This is a genomic window from Aquabacterium sp. OR-4 (genome assembly GCF_025290835.2).
Taxonomy (GTDB): Bacteria; Pseudomonadota; Gammaproteobacteria; order Burkholderiales; family Burkholderiaceae_C; genus Pseudaquabacterium.
Map to the genome: position 1 here is coordinate 1,175,591 of NZ_JAOCQD020000002.1, position 23,462 is coordinate 1,199,052.

Annotated in this window: 17 protein-coding genes; 1 reads left to right on the forward strand and 16 read right to left on the reverse strand. The window is 70.8% G+C overall.

Translation table 11 applies throughout. From position 1 onward, the window contains the following. Nucleotides 1-15 precede the first annotated feature (15 nt). From N4G63_RS17450 to N4G63_RS17470, 5 genes are all read right to left on the reverse strand, one after another. Nucleotides 16-987, reverse strand: a complete 972-nt coding sequence (locus N4G63_RS17450) for a DUF1838 family protein (RefSeq protein WP_314599987.1) — start codon at nt 985-987, stop codon at nt 16-18. A gap of 40 nt (nt 988-1,027) precedes the next feature. Continuing rightward, complete coding sequence (locus N4G63_RS17455; RefSeq protein WP_260787572.1) at nt 1,028-2,542, reverse strand: aldehyde dehydrogenase family protein; 1,515 nt, start codon at nt 2,540-2,542, stop codon at nt 1,028-1,030. A gap of 17 nt (nt 2,543-2,559) precedes the next feature. Continuing rightward, nucleotides 2,560-3,471, reverse strand: a complete 912-nt coding sequence (locus tag N4G63_RS17460) for a polysaccharide deacetylase family protein (RefSeq protein ID WP_260787571.1) — start codon at nt 3,469-3,471, stop codon at nt 2,560-2,562. A gap of 19 nt (nt 3,472-3,490) precedes the next feature. Further along, nucleotides 3,491-4,486 (reverse strand): alpha/beta fold hydrolase, encoded by a 996-nt coding sequence (locus N4G63_RS17465; protein ID WP_260787570.1) that lies wholly within the window; start codon nt 4,484-4,486, stop codon nt 3,491-3,493. Nucleotides 4,487-4,634: 148 nt separating this feature from the next. After that, complete coding sequence (locus N4G63_RS17470; protein ID WP_314599988.1) at nt 4,635-6,092, reverse strand: flavin monoamine oxidase family protein; 1,458 nt, start codon at nt 6,090-6,092, stop codon at nt 4,635-4,637. Nucleotides 6,093-6,376: 284 nt separating this feature from the next. Between N4G63_RS17470 and N4G63_RS17475 the strand changes: the two genes are divergently transcribed. Next, complete coding sequence (locus N4G63_RS17475; RefSeq protein WP_260787567.1) at nt 6,377-7,630, forward strand: MFS transporter; 1,254 nt, start codon at nt 6,377-6,379, stop codon at nt 7,628-7,630. Between the two features lie 106 nt (nt 7,631-7,736). On the opposite strand, the gene N4G63_RS17480 is transcribed toward N4G63_RS17475, so the two are convergent. The 11 genes from N4G63_RS17480 to N4G63_RS17530 all read right to left on the reverse strand — a co-directional run bounded on the left by N4G63_RS17480 (nt 7,737) and on the right by N4G63_RS17530 (nt 23,414). Next, nucleotides 7,737-8,555 (reverse strand): SDR family NAD(P)-dependent oxidoreductase, encoded by an 819-nt coding sequence (locus N4G63_RS17480; protein ID WP_260787566.1) that lies wholly within the window; start codon nt 8,553-8,555, stop codon nt 7,737-7,739. A 9-nt stretch (nt 8,556-8,564) separates the two neighbouring features. Further along, nucleotides 8,565-10,742 carry a TonB-dependent receptor gene (locus N4G63_RS17485; protein WP_314599989.1) on the reverse strand — a complete coding sequence of 726 codons (2,178 nt, stop codon included), beginning with the start codon at nt 10,740-10,742 and terminating at the stop codon, nt 8,565-8,567. A gap of 69 nt (nt 10,743-10,811) precedes the next feature. Beyond that, nucleotides 10,812-12,020, reverse strand: coding sequence for a nuclear transport factor 2 family protein (locus tag N4G63_RS17490; protein WP_314599990.1), 1,209 nt, complete (start codon nt 12,018-12,020; stop codon nt 10,812-10,814). 139 nt (nt 12,021-12,159) lie between these two features. After that, entirely contained in the window at nt 12,160-12,774 is a 615-nt protein-coding gene (locus N4G63_RS17495) for a winged helix-turn-helix transcriptional regulator (protein ID WP_260787562.1), read from the reverse strand. 87 nt (nt 12,775-12,861) lie between these two features. Then, nucleotides 12,862-14,346 (reverse strand): hypothetical protein, encoded by a 1,485-nt coding sequence (locus N4G63_RS17500; RefSeq protein ID WP_314599991.1) that lies wholly within the window; start codon nt 14,344-14,346, stop codon nt 12,862-12,864. Nucleotides 14,347-14,386: 40 nt separating this feature from the next. Next, complete coding sequence (locus tag N4G63_RS17505; RefSeq protein WP_314599992.1) at nt 14,387-15,940, reverse strand: hypothetical protein; 1,554 nt, start codon at nt 15,938-15,940, stop codon at nt 14,387-14,389. Next, nucleotides 15,937-17,898 carry a hypothetical protein gene (locus N4G63_RS17510; RefSeq protein WP_314599993.1) on the reverse strand — a complete coding sequence of 654 codons (1,962 nt, stop codon included), beginning with the start codon at nt 17,896-17,898 and terminating at the stop codon, nt 15,937-15,939. Before N4G63_RS17510 ends, N4G63_RS17505 begins: the two co-directional genes overlap by 4 nt. Nucleotides 17,899-17,909: 11 nt before the next feature. Continuing rightward, entirely contained in the window at nt 17,910-20,054 is a 2,145-nt protein-coding gene (locus tag N4G63_RS17515; RefSeq protein WP_314599994.1) for a TonB-dependent receptor, read from the reverse strand. Nucleotides 20,055-20,176: 122 nt separating this feature from the next. Then, nucleotides 20,177-21,415, reverse strand: coding sequence for a sensor histidine kinase (locus tag N4G63_RS17520; protein WP_260787556.1), 1,239 nt, complete (start codon nt 21,413-21,415; stop codon nt 20,177-20,179). 6 nt (nt 21,416-21,421) lie between these two features. Next, entirely contained in the window at nt 21,422-22,117 is a 696-nt protein-coding gene (locus N4G63_RS17525; protein ID WP_260787555.1) for a response regulator transcription factor, read from the reverse strand. 43 nt (nt 22,118-22,160) lie between these two features. Continuing rightward, nucleotides 22,161-23,414 (reverse strand): MFS transporter, encoded by a 1,254-nt coding sequence (locus N4G63_RS17530; protein ID WP_314599995.1) that lies wholly within the window; start codon nt 23,412-23,414, stop codon nt 22,161-22,163. Nucleotides 23,415-23,462: the final 48 nt, after the last annotated feature.

Here is a 23,462-nt window from a genome sequence, read left to right on the forward strand (position 1 = left end):
CCGCCCGGCTTCTCGTCAAGGCTTGCGTGCGGCGCGCGGGGCGGCCGGTGTCTGCTCCAGCGCATAGCGCTCCAGGCTCGACAGGCTCGGCCCTTCCACCTTCTCGGGCGCCACCAGGTACTTGGGATGACGCTCACGCACCCGTGCGATCACGTCCTTGGGGAAAAATTCCAGCGTCTGGCGCGCCGTCATGCTGCCGGCGTAGAGGATGTGTCCGGGCGCCTGGTCCATCAGCATCCATGGCAGCCAGGGTGTGATGCGGTTCCACACGCCCTGGTAGGGGATGTTGTCCAGGGTCGGGTCTTCCAGATCGCTGCGGCGGATCGAGTAGCGGAACATCTCCGACGTTCGCGTCATCTTGCCCGGCGATTCGCGCGGCCACTTCTCGGGCTGCATGGCGCTGGGGTAGAGCAGGTGGATGTCGGACTCGAGCCCCACCGTGTCCGCATCCAGCATGCGCCAGTTGCGGATGTACGGGCGGCGCGGGCGGGTCTCCTTGTTCAGGCCGCCGTAGCTGGGCGGCTGCGGATAGAAGTCCGAGATCACGTAGTTGTAGGGATCGTTGGCCACGTCCACCACCTTGACCCGCTCACCGGTGTACGGGTTGTCCCACTCGTCCATCAGCTGGCCGGTTTCCAGGCTGCGGTAGAAGACCACCTCGCGGCACAGGCGCTGGTAGCTGGCATCGGGCTGGCGCACCACGCGGATGGTGCTGAACACCTCGAAGCGCATCAGCGGCAGCACCTTCTCACCGTCGCGCACGCCGGTGACCACACCGGTCACCGAGCCATAGACGAACTTCTTCGGATCGGCAAAGGCTTCCAGCCGCGCCGAGACCTCGCGGTTCCAGATCGGGTCGTCAAAGGCCAGCGGGCGGGGGGCAGGCGCAGCGGCCTGGGCGCTGGCACCGCCGGTGGCGGCACCCGCCAGCGCGGCGGTGGCGGCCATGCGCAGCGCGGCGCGGCGGTCGTTCGGTGTGCGGTTCAAGGCGATCTCCAGGAATGGGAAGACTTGGGCAGTCCGGGTTTCAGATGACCGCGCAAACGGTCTTGGTCTCGAGGTAGTTGTCCACAGCGGCCTGGCCACTTTCACGGCCCCAGCCCGATTGCTTGACGCCGCCGATCGGCAGGCTGGCGTCGTACATCAGGTGGCTGTTGATCCACACCGTGCCGGTCTTGAGCTGTGCCGCGGCGCGGTGCGCGGTGGAGAGGTCGCGGGTCCAGATGCTGGCCGCCAGGCCGTAGATCGAGTCGTTGGCCAGTGCCAGCGCCTGCTCCAGAGAGTCCACCGGCATGGCCACCACCACCGGGCCGAAGATCTCTTCGCGCACGCAGGCCATCTCGGGGCGCACATCGACCAGCACCGTGGGCTCGATGAAGGTGCCGTTGGGTCCAAGCTGACGCCCGCCCACCAGCGCGCGGGCGCCATCGGCCAGGGCTGCCTGCACATGGCCGTTGATGCGGTCGGCCTGCTTGCGGCTGACCACCGGCCCGATCTGCGTGCCGGCGGCCAGGCCGTGGCCCAGCGTCATGCCGCGGGCAATGTTGGCGATGCCGTTGACAAGCTCATCGAACACCGCCCGGTGCACATACAGGCGCGAGCCGGCCACACAGACCTGGCCGGAGTTGAAGAAGATGGCATTGGCCGCGCCGGGAATGGCCAGATCCATGTCGGCATCGGGCATCACGATGACGGGCGACTTGCCGCCCAGTTCGAGTGTCACCTTCTTCAGGTTGCCACCGGCGGCGGCCAGCACCGCACGGCCCACCTGCGTGGAGCCGGTGAACGAGATCTTGTCGACATCGGCATGGGCGGACAGCGCAGCACCCACCACATGGCCGAGGCCGGTGACGATGTTCACCACGCCCGGCGGCAGGCCCGCCTGCAGCAGCAGCTCACCCAGGCGCAGCGCGGTCAACGAGGTGTCCTCGGCCGGCTTGAGCACCACGCAGCAGCCGGCGGCCAGCGCGGGCGCCAGCTTCATGGCGGTGAGCACCAGCGGCGAGTTCCAGGGCACGATGGCCGCCACCACGCCGACCGGCTGCTTCAGCGTGTAGGCGAAGACCTGCTTGCCGGGTGGCTGGTAGTTGATCGAGGTCGGAATGGTCTGACCGTCGATGCGCTGGGCCTGGCCGGCAAAGAAGCGGAACTGCTCGGCAGCCCCAGGGATCTCGGCGTAGCGGCCCACCCACAGCGGCTTGCCCTGGTCCAGCGTCTCCAGCTGCGACAGCTCGTCGATGTGCTGGTCGATCAGCTCGCCCACCCGCCACAGGATCTTCGCGCGCTGCGCGGGCGTCATGGCCGGCCAGGCACCGTGTTCGAAGGCCGCGCGCGCCGCCTGCACCGCACGGTCGACATCCACCGCGGCGGCACTGGGAAAGCGGCCCAGCACCGCGCCGGTGGCCGGATCAACGGTTTCCATCCAGTCGCCGGACGCGGCGCCCACCCACTGATCGCCCAGCAGCATCGGGTGGTCGCCACGGGCCAGAAAGGCCTGGGCCGCGGGCTGGCTGGCCTGCAGGGCGGGAATGTCGAGGGTCATGCCTGTGCCTTCCGTGTTCAGCCCTTGGGCGCGATGTGTTCGTGGTGGTGTTCGAGATACCAGCGCGCCACCTCCTCCCGGGTGGTGAACCAGACGCCGGGCAGCGACTTGGCATACGCCAGGAACTCGCGCAATGCGCTGATGCGGTAGGCGCGTCCGCTCACATGGGGGTGCAGGCCCACGTTCATCATGCGACCGGTGCGGGCGCCTTCTTCGTGCAGCACGCGCAACTCCTCGATCAGCACATCGCGGTACTCGGCCGTGGTGTGGCCACGCCGCGTCAGCAGCGTGAAGTCGTTGATCTCGTTGGAATACGGCGTCGACACGATGGGGCCGCTGGGCGTGCGCACCAGGTACGGCTGGTCGTCGTTCATCAGGTCGCAGTAGAACTTCAGGCCCTTCTCGGCCAGGATGTCGGCCGTGTGCAGGGTGCCGCGCAGCGACGACGACAGCCAGCCCTGCGCCTTGCGGCCGCAGGTCTGCTCGTACACGGCCAGCGTGCGCTCGATGACGGCCCGTTCGGCGGCCACATCGCCGGCAAAGTTGGTCAGCAGTTCGCCCTGCTCGTAGTTGTGGGCGATGACCTCGCAGCCGCGCTGGAGCGCCGCGTCCACCATCGCGCGGCGGCGCAGGCCGGTGACGGCGTTCATGGTCACGGCCGGCTTCACGCCCATCTCGTCAAACAGCTCGTACAGGCGCCAGACCCCCACGCGCTGGCCGTACTCGCGCCAGCTGTAGTTGGGAAAGTCGGGCACATTGCCCGGCAGCGTGTCGGGCAGGATGGCCGGGCCGCCGGCGTAGTAGGGCTGGTCGGTGTCCTTGATCAGGTCCCAGGTCTCAAGATTGATGGTCAGGAACAGCGCCACGCGCTTGTCGCCAGGCCAGCGCAGCGGCTGGCGTTCGGGCAGGGGGACGTAGTCGTAGTGCATACGGAATGTCTCCGGGCAATCAGGACTTGGTGCGGCAGTGCAGGCCGCCGCCGAGGCTGCGGTCAAGAAAGGCCATCGCGTCGGTCGCGCTCTGCACCGCCTTGTCGACGATCAGCAGGTGACCGGCGTCGCGGTAGACGATGCGCTCGGCGCTGCAGGCGTTTTTCATGGCGGCGACGAAGGCGTCTGCGGTTCTGGGGTCCAGGGCCTGGTTGGCCGCGCCCCACAGCACCAGTGCCGGCGCGCGCGCATGGGCCAGCACGCGCTGCGGGTTGCCACGCTCGTAGAGCACCCGGCCGGCCACCGACTCTTCGCCACGGCCGCGGATGTTGGCAAAGGCCAGTTTGCGTCGGACCATCAGCGGCGTCACCAGCGCGGGGTCGGCCAGCACGTGGCGCAGGTTTTTCTCGATGTCGGCAGCCGTGACGACGGCGGCGTGGAAGATGCCGGCCCGCCCTAGGGCTGATGCCGCCGTGGCCGGTGGTTTGCCGGTCTCGATGCCGGCCGAGTTGGCAAGGATCAGCGCGCTGATCCGGTCGCTGCGCGTCGCGGCATAACGGAAGGCCACCAGGCCACCGTAAGAAGTGCCCGCGATGGCAAAACGCTCGGCCCCCATCTCGTCCATGAAGCCGTCGACCAGCGCAAGCATGCGGTCGACCGAGTAGTTGCCGTTGCCGATGGGGCCGCTGAGGCCGAAGGACGGCAGGTCCAGGCGCAGCACCCGGTAACGCCTGGACAACACCGCCGCCCAGCCGTCCCAGTCGGCCTGGTCGCCCAGGGTGCCGTGCACCAGCAGCACGGCGGGGCCGTGGCCCTGGTCCTTGTAGTGCACCGCAACGCCATCGATGTCGATGAACCGGGACTGCGCGTCGGCGAATTCCTGAATGACAGCCTCGCGCGCCAGCACGCGGCTGCCGGTCTCGACAGGCTGGGCCGCCGCCTGGCCACTGGCCAGTGCCAGCAGCAGGGGCAGGCGCCAGCACATGCGCCGCCGCGGCCAGGACAAAAGGCTCATGTTCGAAAGTCGGTGGGACTGGGGGTTCTGGACGGGCACGGGCACTTTCGGGTCTCGGCTCACTGTAGGACCGACGGCCGGCAGGCGTGCTGCCGGGCGTGCGCGCTGGCCACCAGATGGATAGGGCCGGCAGACAGGGCGCGTGGAGTCAGCCCTTGTTGTCGATGTCGGCAAGCAGTTGCATCACGGCCGCCTCGGCCGATTCGCAAGCCGCCTCCAGGCCGGCATGCAACCGGCCACAGTGCTCGCCGGCGAAGTAAAGCGCGCCCACCGGCCGGGCCAGCCATGGCATGCAGCGGGCGATGCCGCCTGGCCTGAAACCGGCAACATGGCCGCGCGCGAACGGCTGGGTGGTCCAGTTGTGCACATGGGTCACGCGAACGGCGCCTAGCGTGGATGGCCGCAGCCGCGCCAGCTCGCGCAGGAAGTACTCGCCCACGGCGGATGCCGACAGCCGGTTCAGCCGGTCCGTGGCCGCGCCGTTGATGAAGGCCACCAGGTGGCCGTGGCCGCCGTCCCGGGACGACATCGGGAACACCCGCTCGATGGGCCCGTCCGACCACAACTCGGGCGACAGGCCGTCCTTTTCCCAGAACGGTGACTTCACCTCCAGAAACACCTGCACCAGCTGGCCGTAGGTGATGTCGGCCCAGGCCGCGCGCTGCGGCGGCGGCACCGCGATCCCGGCGACGCCGTCGATGCGCAGGCGTTTCATGACCGACAGCGGCAGGGTCGACAGGCAGGCCCGCGCACGGTGCACGCTGCCGTCCTCGCAGCTCACCACGGTGGCTGCCGGGCCGGCCTGGACACGGTGCACGCTGCGCCGCAGCTGCACCGGCCGTGCCAGCGACGCGGCCATGGCATCGGTCAGCGCGCTGGTGCCGTCGCGCACCTTGCTGGTGGCGCCGCTGCGGGCCTCCCAGCGGTAGAAGTGGTTCTTGCGCATCGCGTCGAGCGCATTCGCCTCGTCGAGGTCACGCGCGCTCACATTGACGTTGAGCAGCCGCAAGGCCTCGGACGAGGCGCCCTGCGCGGTGAAGAACTGGCGCAGGGACATCCGGTCGAGCGCGGCGAACTCGGGCTTGAGCCAGTCCGCCAGCTCGACCAGCGGCGACCGGCTGTTGATGTAGTGCCCATAAAGCTGCAGGGGCTGCAGCGCGCGCTCATGGGGCGCCAGGCGGTTGAGCGGCGAATCGGCCCAGGGCCGCGACACCGCCGGCTGGCCGTAGACGCTGACCGCCATACTGCCCAGGCCCATCTGCGAGGCGCCGCCGGGCGGCGGATTGACCAGGGCCACCCCCAGCTCGGCGGCATGGCTGCGCACCCGCCCGTAGCCGGGGCCGATCTGCGCCGCGCCCAGCTCGGGCCGGCCGGGCACATCGGTTGCCGTCCAGCAGCGGCCGCCCACGCGCTCACTGCCTTCCAGCACCGTCACCCTCAGGCCGGCGCCCTGCAGCATGCGTGCGGCATGCAGACCCGCCATGCCCGCCCCCAGCACCAGCACATCGGCCGCCGCCGGTTCTGCGCCAGCCCAGCCGGCATTTGCCACCAGGGCCGCAGCACCCAGCCCCAGCGCGCCGCGCCGAGTCACGCCTTGAACGATCATCCTGGCTCCTGTACGGGCTCGCCGCCCAACAGCGGCCAAGTAGGCCACGGCCGGCCGCCGGCGCGCACGCCGGGCTGCGCGCGTGTTCATCGGGTGAGTTTTGCGCCGCGTGATGGCCCGTGGCGGGCGCAGCACCCGCGCCGCGGACGCGGCCGCGGCCGGCCGCCTTGGGCGCGCTGGTGCCGGCAAAGTTCGCGGTATGAACTGTGCAGACGGGCCCGTTGGCCGAACGGCCCGGCAGTCCTAGCCTGCGGCCTACTCGACAGCCCGCGGCAACGTCCACCATGACCTCTCGTACTGAAACGTCCTCGCCCCTGCGCTGTGCCCCTGACGAGGAAGTCAACGAGTTCCGCCGCGACCATGCCTGGCGCGTGGTGCTGGCGGCCTGGGTGGGCGTGGCCATGGGCTTGACCGCGCTGCCCTTTTACACGCTGGGCATCTTTGCCAAGCCGCTGGCGCTGGAGTTCGGCTGGTCACGCGCGGTGATCCAGAGCGGCTTCAGCTTCTCGATGCTGGGCGTGATCTGCAGCGCCTGGGCGGCCGGCTGGGCGATCGACCGGTTTGGCGTGCGGCGGGTGGCGCTGTTCAGCCAGGTCGGCCTGGCGCTGGGCTTTGTCGGCCTGGCCGCGCAAACGGGTTCGTCGACCCTGTGGCAGGTCAGCTGGCTGCTGCTGGCCGTGCTGGGGGTTGGCACCACACCACTGACCTGGTCGCGCGGCATCGCCGCGTGGTTCGACCAGCGCCGCGGCCTGGCATTGGGCGTGGCGCTCAGCGGCACCGGCGTGACGGCCCTGGTGGCGCCGCCGCTGGTGAACCTGATCGTCAGCGCCCATGGCTGGCGTGCCGGCTACATGGCCGTGGCGCTGGCCATCGTGCTGGTGGCCGTGCCGGCAGTCTGGCTGATGTTCCGCGACAAGCCGCGTGCTGCGCCAACCGCCCAGGCGCAGGCGGGCGACGGCCTGCGCCTGGCCCAGGCGCTGCGCAGCCGGCACTTCTGGCTGCTGATCGTCGGCTTCTGGCTGATCTGCGCCGCGGTGTCGGGCCTGATCCCGAACCTGGTGCCGATGTTGACCGACAGCGGCTTGACGATGACCCAGGCCGCCGGCTACGCCAGCCTGCTGGGCTTGAACGTGATGGCCGGCCGCCTGCTGGCGGGCTGGTTGCTGGATCGCTTCTGGGGCCCTGGCGTGGCGCTGGTGCTGCTGATGCCGCCCGCCGTGGCCTGCCTGCTGCTGGCGGTGCCGCAGTGGCCTGGCGCGGCCGTGATGATGATCGGCCTGGCGGCCGGCGCCGAATTCGACCTGATCGCCTACCTGTGCCTGCGCTACTTCGGCACGCGCAACTTCGGCCAGATCTACGCGTGGCAGTGGGTCAACTTCTCGGTGGCGGCCGGCGCCGGGCCGATCGCCTTCGCGATGATCTTCGACCACAGCGGCAGCTACCACCATGCGCTGCTGGCTGCCGCGGCGCTGCTGGTGCTGGGCCCCCTGCTGCTGCTGGGCCTGGGCCGCTACCCGAAGGCCTGGCCGGCCGGCTGAAACCTGTCCGGCATCGCCACTTCAACGGTCACCCATCAGGCCGGCCCTGGCCATCAGCACGCCCGCATGCGCGCCTGGCAGGTCTTGCACCGCAAGGTCGCCCGGGCTACCACGCCGTGGCCCCGGCATCGATGGCAAAGTCGGCGGCCGTCACCCAGCTGGCTTCGTCGGAAGCCAGGTACAGCGCGGCCCAGGCGATGTCTTCGGGCTGGCCCAGGCGCTTGACCATGAACTTGCCCAGCACCTGGGCTTCGAAGCCAGGGATGTTGGCCAGCGGCTCGCGGGTGGCGGCGCTCACCACCAGGGCCGGGCTGATGGTGTTGACGCGGATGCCGTGCGGCCCGCCTTCCATCGCCAGCTGGCGGCTCATGGCCAGCACCGCGCCCTTGCCGGCGCAGTGCGCCAGCGCTGGCGACAGCGGCAGCGCCATGCGTGCATTGGCACTGGCAAAGTTGAGCACCGCGCCGCCACCGCGCGCCTTCAGGTGCGGCCAGGCGGCCTGGCAGGCCAGGAACACGATGTCGACCTCGCCAGTGAGGGTGCGCCGCCACTGGCTTTGGTAGTCCATCTGCTCCAGCCATTCGAAGGCGCCGAAGGCTGCGGCGTTGACCACGATGTCGATGCCGCCAAAGCGCATCGCGGCCTGCTGCATCAGCGTGGCGGCGGCATCGGGCTGGGTCAGGTCCAGCGGGTGCAGGCTGTGCACCGCCAGGCCCTCGGCGGTGCAGGCGTCCACCGTGGCCTGCGCGGCCGCGGCGTTGATGTCGCAGCCCAGCACCTGGGCGCCCTGCATGGCAAACAGGCGCGCAATGCCCTGGCCGATGCCGGCGCCGATGCCGGTGACCACGGCCACCTTGCCGGCCAGGCGGTCACCGCGCGTGGCCGGGCGCGCCGGCTTGAAGATGCCTCGTGTCGTGTCAGTCATGTGCCCTCATCAGAACTTCCATCCAAGGTTGACGCCCACGGTGCGCGGGTCGGTGATCTGGGCGCGGCCGAAGGGCAGCACCTGCGTGGTCTGGGCCTTGTTCTCCAGGTTCTTGAGCCACAGGCCGGCTGACCAGCGCTCATGCATCGGCGCGTAGCTCAGGCGCAGATCGGTCTTGTGAAAGCGCGCCTGCTGGCCGTTGAGGTTGCCGCCGGGCATGCTGTGGTTGAGCGAGACGGTGTAGCCGTCCGAGAAGCGCGTGCTCCAGCCGGCGCGCAGCAGGCCCAGGCCGTCGCCCAGCTCCCAGGTCTGCTCGGCGCCCAGCGTCAGGCTCCAGCGCGGTGTGCCCACCACCCGTGCACCGTTCATGCCCTGCAGCGCGGCCAGCGCAAAGTGGCCGTAGTGCGCGTCGTTGTAGGTGAAGGCGGCGCGCAGCTCGGTGTCGGGCAGCGCACGCCAGCGCGACTCGACCTCGAAGCCGCGGATGCGCCCGGCGCCGGCGTTCACCACGTACTGCATGAACGAGGCGCTGGCGTCGCCCGGCACCGGCGAGGGCGCGGCCGCGTCCTGGTACATCACCTGGTAGTTCTTGTACTGGTAGGCGTAGAGCTCGCCGTTGATCTGCAGCCGGTTGTCGAGGAAGCGGCTCTTCAGGCCCAGCTCGATGGCATCGAGGTGCTCGGGCTCGTAGGCCTGCGGCGGCATCGCGATGCCGAAGCCCCCGGCCTTGTGGCCGCTGGCCCACTGCGCATAGGCCATGGCCTGGCGCGACAGGTCCCACTCCAGCCCCAGCTTGCCGGTGGTGGCGCTGTAGGTCTGGCTCACCTGCTGGATGCCGCTGTCATAGGCCGCACCGGTCCACACCGCGGTGCTGTGCACGCCGTAGTGGTAGGTCTTCTCGTCGCGCGTGTGGCGCAGCCCCGCCGTGCCGCGCAGGCCCGGCATCAGCGGTGCCGTGAGCTGGCCGAACAGCGCGCGTGACGCGGCCGGCACGCGGGTGTCGTAGCTCTCCCAGGTGGGCGGCGGAAACGACGGCGGCACACCGGTCTGCACATTGCTGGCCTCGAAGGCATAGGCCCCCAGCACCCATTGCCAGGGCGCCCGCGCGGGGGCCGCCAGGCGCAGCTCCAGGGTCTTCTGCGTCTCTTCCCAGATCGTCTCGGGCAGCGGCAGCGTGCTGCCGGGCGCGGCGATGCCGGCCACCAGATCGGTCTGCGTCATGCGGCGGCTCTTGACCAGCGCCGGCTGCACGCTGAGCAGGCCGAAGCCCAGGTTCACATCGGCCTGCAGCGTGGTGGTGGTGAAGCGGGTGCGCTGCACGTCGGCCGGGTGCAGATCGTCCACCTGCCAGGGGTTGGCGTGGTCGGTCTGCCAGTTGAAGAAGGGCGGGCCGCCCGCGAAGGCGCGCGGCACCGTGGTGGCGCCGGCGCCGCGGCTGTCGAAGCTGTCCACCGTGGCCAGCAGCGTGACGTCGTTGCTGGGCCGGTACTGCAGCTTGATGCGCCCGGCGCTCAGGTCGGACGCCCGGCCGCCATTGCTGAAGTAACCCTCGCGCTTTTCGCGCAGGGCCGCCACGCGCAGGGCCCACTGCTCGCCCAGCGGTACGTTCAGCGCGGCATCGGCATGGCGCAGCTGGTAGTTGCCCAGCTGCAGGTTCACGGCACCGCCCAGGCGCGGGCCGGGGTTGTGGGTGAGCACGTTGACGCTGCCGCCGGTGGAGTTGCGGCCGTACAGCGTGCCCTGCGGGCCGCGCAAGACCTCCACCCGGGCCACGTCGTACATGCTGGCGAACACGCGCTCGGCGCGGCCGCTGTACACGCCGTCGAGGTTCAGCGAGATGGCGGGGTCGACCCAGTTGCTGTCGCCCTGCGAGCCCACGCCGCGCACGAACACCTGGCCACCCTGCGGCGTGGCCATCACGCTGACGGCGGGCGTGTCGCTGAGCGCGGCCTCGAGCGTGGTCTGGCCCTTCTCGCGCATCTCGTCGCCGCTGACGGTGGCCAGCGAGATGGCCGTCTTCTGCACATGGGTGCTGCGGCGCTCGGCCGTCACCACCACCTCCTGCAGGGCCTTGGTGTCGGTGGTCCGGGGCTGGGCCTGGGCCAGCGCGGCGGGCGGGCACAGGCTCATCGCGGCCAGCGCCAGCGCCGTCCGGCGCGCACGCGGCGCGTCTTGCATGGTCTTCATGTCGGGGTCTCCTCGGTGGCCGGTTCAGGCCGGCTGATGGGCGCCGGCGGCATGGGCCGGCGCACCGTGTCACTGCTCGCAGTTGCAGTTGTTGAAGGTTTCGCCCCAGCTGTGGTACGGCCTGGGCAGGTGCGGGTACACGATGCCCGGGCGCTGCGGGCTGTAGGCCGGGTAGCTGTACCTGGGTTTGCTGAAGCCCGGCGGCAGCTCACCCGACATGCGCTCGCCGGCCTCCACCGCGACGCCGCCGGCCAGGCCCTTCCAGGCCAGGTCACCCAGCTTCTTGTTCACCTCGGCCACCATCTCGGCGGGCAGGCCGGGCACGAAGTCATAGGCCATCTGCAGGTGCCAGATCTTCCAGACGCCGTCTTCCTTGACGAAGTCGCCGCCGTACTTCTCCCAGAACATCACCGGCGTGAGCTTGACCTTGCCGTCCACCACCGTGGGCATGATGCCGATGCCCGGCGAGTACCAGGCGCCCTGGGCCGTCTGGCCATCGCCGGCCACCTCGATGAGCGGTGTGGTGCTGGTGTGCATCACCCATTCGGCGCCGGCGCCGAAGAAGGCCTCGCTGTCTTTCACGCCGGGGTCGATGGCCGCCAGCGCCTTGCGCGCGGCCTCGGCGTCCTTGCGGCTGCCCTGGCCGTAGGCCGCGCGGATGGTCTCGATGCCGTTCATCACCCAGCCGGGGCTGGCAAAGGCCGCGGTCTTGGCAAAGCGGCCCTGGCGCGAGACCCAGAAGCTGTCCACCTCCTCGAGGTTCAGGCCGGCGGCGTGCATGTACTCGTGGCGGCTCATCAGGTTCTGCACCGCCCAGGTGGCCGCGGCGCGCTCGCCATCGCTGATGGTGGGCCGGGCCGCTGAACCCGGTGCACCCGGTGCACCGTTTGCGCCGGGTGTGCCGGGTGCGCCACCCGGTGCGGCGCGCTGAGCCATCAGCGGCGCCATCTTCTTGTCGAAGGCCTTCATCTCGGCCAGCGTGAGCCGGCCGTCGCGGTTGGTGTCGATGCCATCGGGCGCGGGGGTCCTGGCCATCACCGCTTCGGTGACGCAGCCGCGCGCGTCCTTCAGCATCTCGTAGCTCGACATCGGCGCACCGGCGCGCTGCCATTCGTCGCGCGTGGCACAGCCGTCGCGGTTGCTGTCCACCGCGCGCAGAAAGGGGCGCACGTCCATGCCACGGCCGGCTTCTTGCGCGCTGGCGGGGCCGAGCGGGCCGGTGGCGATGGCGACGGCGATCAGCAGCGCCAGGCGCTGCGCGGAAAATGGTTGGGGCACTTCAGGGGTCTCCAGGCGGGGGCTGAACAGCGTTGCAGAAGACCTGCTGACGCGGCATGCGCCCAGCTTAGGCAGACCGCCGCAGCCCGCCAACGGGGCTCGCCATGAGCACTTTTTTGTGCCCTGCCCGGGCGTTGGCTCAGTGGCCCGGGGCGTCGGCCGCTTCGTCGGCGGCGTCGTCGCCTGAACCGCCGGCGGCCGCGTGGCCCGCCGCGTCCACCGCACCGGGATGGCGGCGGTCGTAGTCATCGCGCGCGGCACGCACCGCGGCGCTGGTCTGCTCGGCCCAGCGCACCAGCGCCGAGAAATGCGCATAGGCCTGTTCGCCCAGCGCGCTGAGCTGGTAGGTCATGCGCGGCGGCACGTCGGTGGTGGCCTGGCGCAGCACCAGGCCGTCGCGCTCGAGCGTGCGCAGCTTGAGCGTGAGCACGCGCTGCGAGATGTCCTGCTCGGCCGACACCAGGCCGATCAGCCGGCGCAGCTCGGTGTGGCGCAGCATGCCGCCGCTGAGCAGGTGCATCACCAGCGAGCTCCAGCGGTCGCCCAGCAGGGCCGGCACGGTGCGCACCGGGTCGTCGCGGCGCTTGCCGTAGCAGGCCATGTTGGCCAGCAGCCGGGCCAGGTTGTGCAGATGGCGCGCATGCGCCTGGGCAGGCCGGTCGGTGCCGATCACCGACTGCACGGCGGCCAGATCGGGCTGGGCCGGCACGGCGGCAAGCTGGCGTGGCTGTGAGGGCGGGGCCGTGGCGGCCATGGTGCGGGTAGGTGATGTCGGGGGGTGCAGGCGACAGCGATTGTCGGTGCCAGTCGCAGTGCCTGCATCGGGGCCGGGCCCAGGGTCTCACTGCGCCACATCCTGAACCTCCAGCGTGCCACCCTGGGCCAAGGTGTGGCGGCCCGGTGCCAGTGCGGCGCCCTGCAGCTTTGCACGGATGGTCACGCCACGCGGCGCATCCAGCTGGGCCAGCGTGGTGGGCGCAGCCAGCAGCACGCTGGAGTCGGCGGTGGCTGTCCAGCGGCTGGTCGCGTCCAGGCTCAGCGCCACCTCGTGCACGCGGCCGCGCAGCTGCGTGCCCTCGAGCGCCACGCGCAGGGGGCGTTCGCTGTCCAGATTGAGCAGGTTGCCGTTGAGCCTGGCATGGCGCAGCACGGCCCGGCTGCCGGGCGCTGTGGCCCCTTGCAGCCGGGTGCGGTGGCTGTCGTCATTGATCACCGCCAGCAGCAGATCGCCATTGCGCGCCTCCAGCCGCGTACCCTCGAGCACGATGTCGGCATTGGCGCTCTTGACCACGATGGCGGCGTTGGTCGACCGCAGCGTGCCGCCCGTGAGCCGCAGCGTGGCCAGCTCGTCGGGCCGGCCCATCACGTTGTGGATCATCACCGTGTTGCCGCCCGAGCGGCTGCGCACGCGTGTGAGCGCCAGGCTGGCCTGGCCGGCGATCACGCCGCCAAAGGTCGGCACATCCAGCGTCGAATCGTTGATGACCACCGCCGCGCCGTTGTCGGCATAGGTGCCGTAGCCGCTGCGGCGCACCAGCACCCGGCAGCGATCCACCTGCAGGTAGGCCCCCTGCGCGGCGTCGGTGGACAGCGCGCCCCAGCCGTCGGCCACGATGCGCGAGTCTTCGTAGAAGGCCTTGGCGCGGCCCAACACCAGCGTGGTGCGCGCCGTGCCGGTGATGCCCAGCGGTGTGGGCGGCTCCATCATGCCGGGGCCGATGCGGCGCACATAGCCGCTGGGCAGCGGCCCGCCCTCGGCCACCAGGGTGCTGCGCTGCACGCGCAGCGTGGCCTCGCCCATGGCCGTTGCGGCGGCGGCCACCACGCCGCGGGTGGTGATGCGCGCATCACGCAAGGTGAGCGTGCTGCCGTCCTTGACCAGCACGCCGGCGGCCACGCCGTCGAAATCGCTCTTGCCGCGGCCCAGCACCTCAACGCTCAGGCCATCGGCGCGCAGGTGCGAGCGGCCGGCCACGAGCAGGCCGCCCAGTTCGTCCTGGGTGGCGCGCAGCGTGCGGCCTGGTGGCAGTGCGGTGGCGTCGCTGAGCATCAGTGCGGCGCGCAGGTTCACCGGCTCGGAGGACGGCGGCGGCATGCCGGGGGGCATGCCGGGCGGGGCACCGATGGGTGCGCCCGGTGGCGTGCCCAGTGGTGCGCTCAGTGGTGCGCTCAGAGGTGCGCTCAGAGGTGCGCCCGGTGGCGAACCCGTTGTGGCGCCCGGCGCCGCCGGCTGGGCGGGTGATTGGCCCAGCGCCGGCGCGGTGAGCAGGCTCAGGCCGGCCAGCAGGCCCAGCAGGGCCGCGCTGGCACGGCCGATGGGGGACAACGTGAAACGAGTCATGGGATTGGCCAATGCAAGCGGGGGTTCAGGGGCGCGACGGCAGCTCGATGGTGGCGCCGCCTTCTTGCCAGATGTCGCCATCCAGGGTTTCGATCCACCACACCAGATCCACCTCGAAGCGGCCGTCGCGCACCGCCTTGGCCACCACCTGCGACTTCACCAGCGCCACGTCCTGCGTCAGGCCATGGGCGCTGACGTAGCGGCCCGTCAGCTCGGGCACGCGGTGCAAGAAGCGCTCGGCGCGCGGGTTGGTGGGCACCGGCTTGCCCAGCGCCGCGTGGCCGCGCGGGTCCATGATCGACCAGCGGATGTTGCGCAGCCAGCCGGCATCGCCCATCCAGTTGCCGAGGTGGCGCAGGGCCAGGTCGCGGCCCATGTAGTTGACCAGCGGGCTGCGCTTCTCGCCGTCCTGGTGGATGTCGGTGGTGGTGATGGCACCGGCCTCGGGCGGCGGGCCGCCCGCGTAGCCGGCGGGCTGTGGCGGCGTGGCCGGCACGTAGCCGCTGCGCTCGCGCGTGCGCCAGATGCCGTCCTTCTGCCCGCGCACCAGGCTGGCGGCGCGCACAGGGTCGAGCAGCTCCTGCTTCAGCGTGCGGCTGCCGCCCGAACCCTGGCCCCAGGGTGGCACCGGCGACACCGAGGCCAGGATGGGCCCGTCCAGCGTCTCGCGCGGGCGCTCACCCAGCACCACGTCCTGCCAGTAGCGCGGCAGCTCAGCGCGGCGCTCTTCGCGCTGCCAGATGCCGCGGATGCGCACCCAATCGGCGTCGGTGTACACGCGGGTCGGGCGGCTCAGCCAGTCGGGCGCCTCCCACATGTCGAAGAAGCCGGGGTTCTTCGGAGCATCGGCCGGGTTGCGGTAGAGCTTGATGCTCTCGGTGACCCGGAACACCACCTCGTTGACCTTCTCGCCGCGCTGGTTGTAGATGCTGCCGTGGGTGTTGATGGCCAGCGTGCGGTACACCGAGCCTTCGGGCGGGGTCAGGTCGATCAGCTCGCGCGCATCGGCCACCAGGTACAGCGTGTCGCCCGGAATGATCGGCTTCAGCGCCGTGAGGCTGTGGTTCAGGTCGCTGACCAGCAGCGTGTCGCGCGCGCCGGGGGGGTACGGCACCATGAATGTGTCGTCGTGCGCGGCAAAGCTGGGCATGGCCAGGATGTCGGGCCAGCCGGCGCGCTGCGCATGGGCGCGGTCGTGGCGCAGCGGATTCTCGGGGTCGCTGCGGGTATTGAAGTAGCGCACCCAGTCGTCGGTGGCGCGGATCACCGGGCCCAGGCCGGGCGTGGCTTTCGGCAGCTCACCGCGCACCAGGCGCTGCACGTCGATCGGGCCGCGCGCCTGCAAGGCGGCGTTGTCGGCCAGGTATTGGCGCACCAAGGCCTGCTCACGCGGGGTGTAGATGCCGGGGTACAGCCGCAGGAAGCGCGCCTCCAGCACCGCGGCGGCACTGGCCGGGGCGGCCGGCGCGGTCGCGGCCGTGAGGGCTGTGGCCTGTGACCAGACCGCCCCCGGCCAGGCCAGCAGCGCGCCGGCGGCGATGGCGCCAACGGCCAGCACACGGTGATGCAGCGCCTTCACAGGGCCTCCGGCTGCAGCAGGATCTGACCGGCGATGCGGCCCGGCTGGATGGGCCGCACCTGGCCATCCACGCGCAGCACCAGGCGCTGGCCGGCGGGCGCGCGCAACTCGGCATCGGCGGCGAGCTCCAGCGCCGTGAGGTGCGAGGGGCCGGTCACCGTCCAGCGCGAGGCCTTGAGCGAGACGATCACACCGTTGTTGATGGCCGGGGCCGGCGTGTTGCGCACACGGGCCAGCTCATCCACCTGGGCCGGACCGATGCTGTCCACAAAATGCCGCGCGCGGCTGGCCGTGACCACACCTTCGAGCTGGCTGTTGTCGAGCGTGAGCACCAGGTTGGCGCCGCTGGGTGTGGGCGGCTTGGCGTCGGGCCCGGGCGGGCCGCCCGGCCCCATCTCGCTGCCCAGCAGGCGCAGACCGATGGCGTTGAAGAAGTCGCCCTTCAGCTGGCTGTGCGTGAAGCGGGCCTGCATGTCGGTGGCGTGCACGGCGGCCAGATCGAAGCCCGGCACCTTGGCCGGTGCCTTGGCGGGCTCGCGGTAGACGCCGGTGTTGGCCATCAGGCCATCCACCATCACCGGACCGGGGTCGTCGTTGTCGATGGCCTGGAACAGCACGCCGTTGCGGGCATTGAGCTGCACGCCGCCGCGGCCGTCGACCTCGATGCGCGACGTGGCGCCCTTGTTCAGGAACACCGCCTCGCCGGTGTTGAACTGCGTGCCGTCGCGCACGCTCACCACCGCGTCGCCCCACATCATCACGCCGAAACGCTGCGAGTTCACCACCGTCTCGGCGGGCTTCAGCGCCGCCAGTTCGGCCGGGCTGAGGCCCAGCTTCAGCTCGCCGTTCAGCCGCGCCAGGGTGTCGGGCCGGCTGGCGGCAAACTCCACCGTGCCGCCGGTGACGATGGCGCCATGCGTGGGCACATGGAACACCGTGCCATAGAAGCGGTTGCTTGAATTGCCGATGGCATACGAGCCGTAGCCGCGCGCACCGGTCAGCAGCACCTGGCTGTTGATGGTGGTGAGCCGCGCGTTCTGGCTGGCATCGATGGACAGCACGCCCCAGCCGTCGGCCGACAGCGTGCTGTTGACATAGCTGCAGGTGGTGTCGTCGCCCAGCACATTGGTGCTGCGCACATTGCCGGTGATGCCCAGCATCCACGGCGCATCCTTCATCTCGCCGGGCGAGACGTTGCTCACGTAGTCGGCCGGCAGCTGGCCGGTGAGCGAGGTGACGCGGCTGTTCTTCACCACCAGGGTGCTGCCGCCATCACACACCACGGCCGTGCGCACGGCGCCGTGGGTGCGCAGGTCGGCGCCATCGATCACCAGGCGGGTGGTCTTGCCGTGCGACATCACGCCGGCGCCATAGCCGGCGAAATCATTGCCGCCGTTGCCGCTGAAGTCGAGCGTCAGGCCGCGGGCAGTGACATCACCACCGGCGACCAGCAGGCCGTTGAAGTTCTCGCCCGCCGAACGCAGTTGCGCACCGCTGAGTACGCCGTTCTCCAGCTTCCAGGCCGGGCCGGCCGCCGAAGGCACCGACTTGCCCTGCACGACGCCGCCGGCATCGATGTACAGCGCCTGGCGGAACGGGTGCACATGCAGATCAGAGAAGCGCACCGGGTGCGCCTCGGTCACGCGCAGCTGAACCGCGCCACGGTAGCGCCCGGGGCGCAGCGTGGTCTCCACGCCGTCCACGGTCATGCTCAGGCTGCGTCCCGGGGGCGCCACCACGGCGCCACCGGCGGCAATGCCGAGGCTTTGCAAGGCGGTGTCGCGCTCGACCACCCATTGCTCACCGGCGCCGATGCGCGGGTTCAGCCGGGCAGCGGCAAGCACCTCGGGCGGCACCGGTGGCGCCATCTGGGCCCAGGCAGCAGGCAGCCCGCCGGCCTGCAGCACGGTGGCCATGGCTGCCGCACGCAGCAGCCCCTTGTGGAGAAGACGGTTCATGGTGTTTGGGTTCAGAACTTGTTGGTCAACACCAGGCCGTAGGTGCGCGGCGCGCCCACGGTGCTGTAGCCGAAGAATTCGCCGGTCTTGGGCACGTAGTTGCCGGCGTTCTTGACGTAGAGGTTCACGCCCCAGCGGTCGCTGTCGGGGCGGTACTGCAGCGACAGGTCCAGCTGGCTGTAGGCCGGCTGCAGCGTTGCCGCGCTCTCGCTGATCGACACGTACTGCTGGCTGGTGTGGCGCAGATCGGCTCGCAGCGTCACGGTGCCGCCGCGCAGCTCGATCGGGTGCTCGACCCCCGCCTTGAGCGTGAGGCGCGGTGCATGCGGCAGCGGCGCACCGGCCATGCTGAACTCGCTGGCGCTGGCAAAGTCGTGCAGGCGCAACTCGCCCAGCTTGGCGTCCAGCCAGGCCAGGCTGCCGCGCAGCCAGGTGCCGGTGGGCAGCAGGGCCTGGGTTTCCAGCTCCAGGCCGCGGATGGTCTGGCGCGGCACGTTCAGCACGTTCGACAGGAAGAAGTCGGCCGGCGTGGCCGGCGCCGGGTTCAGGTAGTTGTCGATGGCCTGGTAGTTGCGATAGTTCATCTGGTAGAGCGCAGCGTTGAACTGCAGCGTGTTGGCCAGCCAACGGCTCTTCAGGCCCAGCTCCATGCTGCGCAGGTGCTCGGCCTCGAAGCGCGGGCTGGTGGCATTGAAGGTGTTGAAGCCTCCCGGCCGGTAGGCCGTGGACAGCGTGGCATAGGCCATGGCCTGCGGCAGCCAGTCGTATTCGAGCGACAGCTTGCCGTCGTTGCTGCGCCAGGTCTCGCCGCCGGGGCGGAACACATTGGTCTTTCTGTCGCTGGTGTGGCGCAGCCCGGCCACCAGGCGCAGGCCCTGGCCCAGCGGCACGGTGGTCTGGCCGAACACGGCGTTCGAGCGCGTGGTGTCGATGCTCTCGGGCGTGCTGCCGCAGCCCAGGAAGCAGCTCTGCACATTGCGCATGTCGTAGCGGTAGACACCCATCACCCACTGCAGCGGCGAACCGGCCTGCGAGGCCAGGCGCACCTCCAGGCTCTTCTGGCGCGCCGGGTTGGGGTCGTAGCTCCAGGTCTCGGCACCGCGGTGCGAGGCATCCCACTTGCGGTACACGTCGCCGCTGGCGTTCTGCCAGGCCGGCAGCAGCGTGAGCGTGCCGATGCCCACATCGGCATCGATCTGCGCCCACAGCTTGGTGGCGTCGTAGCTCTGGGTGCCCACCTTCTCGGCGTTGTCGAAGGCGCCCGCGCTGTCGGTGTGCCTCTCGGCGGTGAGGCGGGTGGCGGCGTTGTCCCAGTTGGCATCGGGGATCAGGCCCACGCCCTTGCCACCCAGGTGGATGCGCTCCACGCCGGCCAGCACGCGCAGGCCCTGGCTGGGCTGGAACAGGGCCTTCAGCCGCACGCCACTGGCCTGGGCATCGTTGAAGCCATCGCTGAGAAAGCCGTCGCGGCTGATGGCGGCGGCCGAGGCGCGCAGCGCGATCATCTCGTTGACCGGAACGGTGAATCCCACCTCGCCGCGCACCAGCTTGTGACTGCCCATCTCCAGCGAGGCCTGGCCATCGCGCCGCCCGAGCACCGGGTCGCGGGTGATGAAGTTCACCGCGCCCGAGGCGGCGTTGCGGCCGTACAGCGTGCCCTGCGGGCCACGCAGCACCTCCACCCGGTCGAGGTCGAAGAAGCCCAGCGTGGTGGTCTCGGCGCGAAAGCTGTAGATGCCGTCGTAGTTGGTGGACACGGCCGACTCGCCCATGCCCGGTGGCATGTCGGAGCCCACGCCGCGCATGGCCACGATGTTGCCGCGGGCGGCGCCCTGCACCTCCACGCTGGCCGCGTTTTTCAGCAGCTCGGCGCCGCTCGAGAGGCCCTGCTGCGCAATCTCGGCGCCGGTGACCACCTGCATCGCGATCGAGGTCTTCTGCGCATTGGCGGCGCGGCGCTCGGCGGTGACGATCACGCTCTGCAGCTGGCCGCGCTGGGTGGCGCCCTGCATGGGCTCGGGTGGGTCGGCGCGATCGCCAGGCGGCGGCGGTGGCGGTGGGGACACAGGCGTCTGGCCCTGCGCCGCGCTGCCGAACACGCCCAGCGCGGTGAGCACGGCCAGGCACAGGGGGGTGGGTCGAAGGCGCAGGGTCATCGGAGTCTCCGGTTCGTTCTGGGTGGTTGGCTCGGGCATGGCGCGGCCCTGCCAGGTCTGGGCCCGGCTGGGGCAGCGGTGGATCGGGGAGCGGGCGGCGCGGCAGGCCAGACCCGCGGGGATCAGCTCGGCGAGGCCCTGGGGCCGCCCGCCGTGATCGGCATCGTCATGGCGCCATGATGGTCAGGGCCGGCCGCCGCGTCCTCAGGGTTGCACCCGGCGTTTGCGTTAAAGCCGGTAAAGGCATGCGCCGGTGGCACCGGCAGCTGCAGGCAAAGAGCCAGGCCGCCCCCATCACGCGGCTGGGCCTGGATGCGGCCGCCATGCGCCTGCAAGGCCCGCTGCGCAATGGCCAGGCCCAGGCCGAAACCGGGTGCCGCCGGGGCCCCGGCGGCTGGGGCCGCCACGCCACGCACAAAGGGTTCGAACACACGCTGGCAATCCTCGGCCGACAGGCCGGGCCCGCGGTCGCGCACCCACAGCGTCCACCAGGCATCGCCCGCCTGCCAGTGCACGGCCAGCTCGACCTCGCCGCCGGGCGGCGAAAACTTCAGCGCATTGCGCAGCACGTTGTCGAAGGCCCGCTGCAGCAGCTCGCCCTGGGCGGCCAGCAGCGGGCCCTCGGCGGGTGCGGCCAGCGTGAGCCTGCGGCCCTGGCCTTGCTGCTGGGCCTCGAAGCGGGCATCGTCCAGCACCGAGTGCAACAGGGCCTGCACGTCCAGGCCCTCGGGCTCGGCCCCGAGCGGCACCCCGGCCACACCCGACTCCAGCCGCGCCAGGGTGAGCACCTCGTCAACCAGCGCATCCAGCCGCTCCACCTCGTGGTCGATGCGCTGCAGCGTCAGGGCCGGTATGGCAGCGGCGGGGTTGCGGCGCAGCAGGCCGGTGGCCATCTGCAGGCGCGCCAGCGGCGAGCGCAGCTCGTGCGACACATCGTGCAGCAGGCGCGACTGCGCGCCCAGCAGCGTCTGCAGCTGCTGCGCCATGCGGTCGTAGTCGCGCGCCAGCTCGGCAAACTCGTCACGCTGGCGGCCCAGCTGCGGCGCCAGGCGCTGCGCCAGCTGCCCCGCCGCGGCGGCGCCGAAGGCCTGGCGCAGCAGCCGGATCGGACGCGACAGCGACCAGGCCAGCACGCCGCTGAAACCCAGCGCGATGAACCCGCCCACCAGCACCGGCATGCCAGCCGATTGCGCCACCGTGGGCGGCATCGGCGGCAATTGCACCAGTGCCGGGAACAGGCGCGCAAAAAGATGAATGCCCACGCCGGTGAACAGCGAGCTGCACCAGCAGGCCGCAAACACCTTCCAGAACAGCCCGCCTGGCGCGCGCGACCAGAACGAACGCACCGCGCCGGCGGCCATGGCCGCTCAGTGCAGCTCGCGCAGCAGCTGGTAGCCCATGCCGCGGATCGCGCGGATGCGCGGCTGGCCATCGGGCTGGGCCCCCAGCTTCTGCCGCACCGCGCACAGGTGCACGTCGATGCTGCGGTCAAAGCGGCCGGCGGGGCGGCCGAGCGCGCGGCGCGAGAGCTGATCCTTGCTGACGATGTGGCCGGCCTCGCTGGCCAGCACCTCCAGCAGGTTGAACTCGGTGGGCGTGAGCAGCAGCTCACGCTGCGCCCATTGCGCGCGGCGCTGCTCGGGCCACATCACCAGGGCGCCGGCGCGCAGCACCTGTTGCGGCTGCAGTTCGGGCGCATCGGGCCGGGTGCGGCGCAGGATGGAGCGCACCCGCGCGGTCAGCTCGCGTGGCGTGCAGGGCTTGGGCACGTAGTCGTCGGCACCCAGCTCCAGGCCGCTGATGCGGTCGGCATCGTCGCCGCGGGCGGTGAGCATCAGCACCGGGATGCGGCTGCGCGCGCGGATGCGGCGCAGCACCTCCTGGCCATGCAGGCGCGGCAGCATGGCATCGAGAACCACCAGCGCGTAGCCGCCATTGAGCGCGCCGCGCACGCCCTCGGGGCCGTCGTGCACGGCATCCACCGCAAAGCCTTCCTGCGACAGGTACTCGCCCATCATCGCGGTGAGGTCGGGGTCGTCGTCGATCAACAGCAGGCGTTGCATCGCAGCTGCTCCCGTCAGGCGGTGCACAGGCTGTGGCGGCGGGTCAGCGCCCCTTGCGCAGCACCGCCACCGCCACCGCCACCAGGCCCAGGCCCAGCAGCACCTGCCCCTCCAGCCCCACGGCCAGCGCGCGGCTGCCGCCCAGCTGCTTTTCAAGGCCGACGATCAGGATCGGGTTGACGAACATGCCAAAGAACAGGCACGACTGGAAGGCCCCGGTGCCCATGCCGCGGCGCGAGACCGGCAGCACGCGCATCGTCCAGGTCACCATGGTGGGCAGCAGCACGCCGGCGCCCAGGCCGTTGACGAAGCCGGCGGTGGTGAGCGCGGCGTAGTCGCCAGCGCCCTTCATCAGCCAGAAGCCGCAGCCTGCCACCAGGCAGCCCAGCGCCAGCTGCCAGCTCACCGCCAGGCGCTGCGCCAGCACCCAGCCGAACAGCAGGGTGCCGCTGATCACGCCCAGGCTGTTGATGCCGTAGGCCATGCCGATCTGGGCCGGGCTCTGCACGCCGATGGCGCCATGCAGGTAGCCGAAGTGCACCGGCACCGTGAGGAACATGATGCCCAGCAGCACGGCCAGTGCGCAGATGAAGCCCAGCACCCGCGGGCGGAAGGACTGCGTGTCCTCGCGCAGCTGCTCGGCGCTCATGGTGGCGCGGGTCTGCGGCTCCCACAGGTACACCATCATCAGCGGCGCCAGCAGCAGGCTGATCGCAAACACCGCATAGGGCGCACGCCAGCCCTGCTCGGCAATCATGCCGCCCACGGTGTTCATCAGAAACGCCGAGGTGGCCGACACCGTGGTCTGCAACGACATGAAGCGCTCGCGCCGCGCACCCTCGTAGTAGTCGCCGATCATCGCGGTGCTCACGGTCATCAGCACCGCCTCCATCACGCCCAGCGCAAAGCGGCTGGCGATGATGGCGCTGAGCGAATCGAGGTACATCGGCGCCGTGCCCACCACCGCGTAGAAGGCGGTGGCCCCCACCAGCAGGCGCTTGCGCCCCAGGCGGTCGGCCAGCTCGCCGACGAACACGCTCAGGCCGGCCATCATCAGCATCGGCGCGGTCATGGTCAGCGGCACCAGGTAGTCGGCGCCCGGCACATCCTTGAAATGCGCCTGCATGGCCGGCAGGCTGGGGCCCAGGATGGCCGTGACCAGCACCGTGAGGCTGGCCGTGACGAGCAGGATGAAGGCCTGGATCAGCCGCGGCTCGCGCGGCAGCGCTGCCGCGTGGCCGGCCGGGGCGCCCACGCTGGCCGATCGGGGCAGCGGGCTGCTGGTGGTACTGCGCATCGGAAGTCTCCTGACGGGATGTTGTGGGTGTTGTGCGGGCAGTGTCGC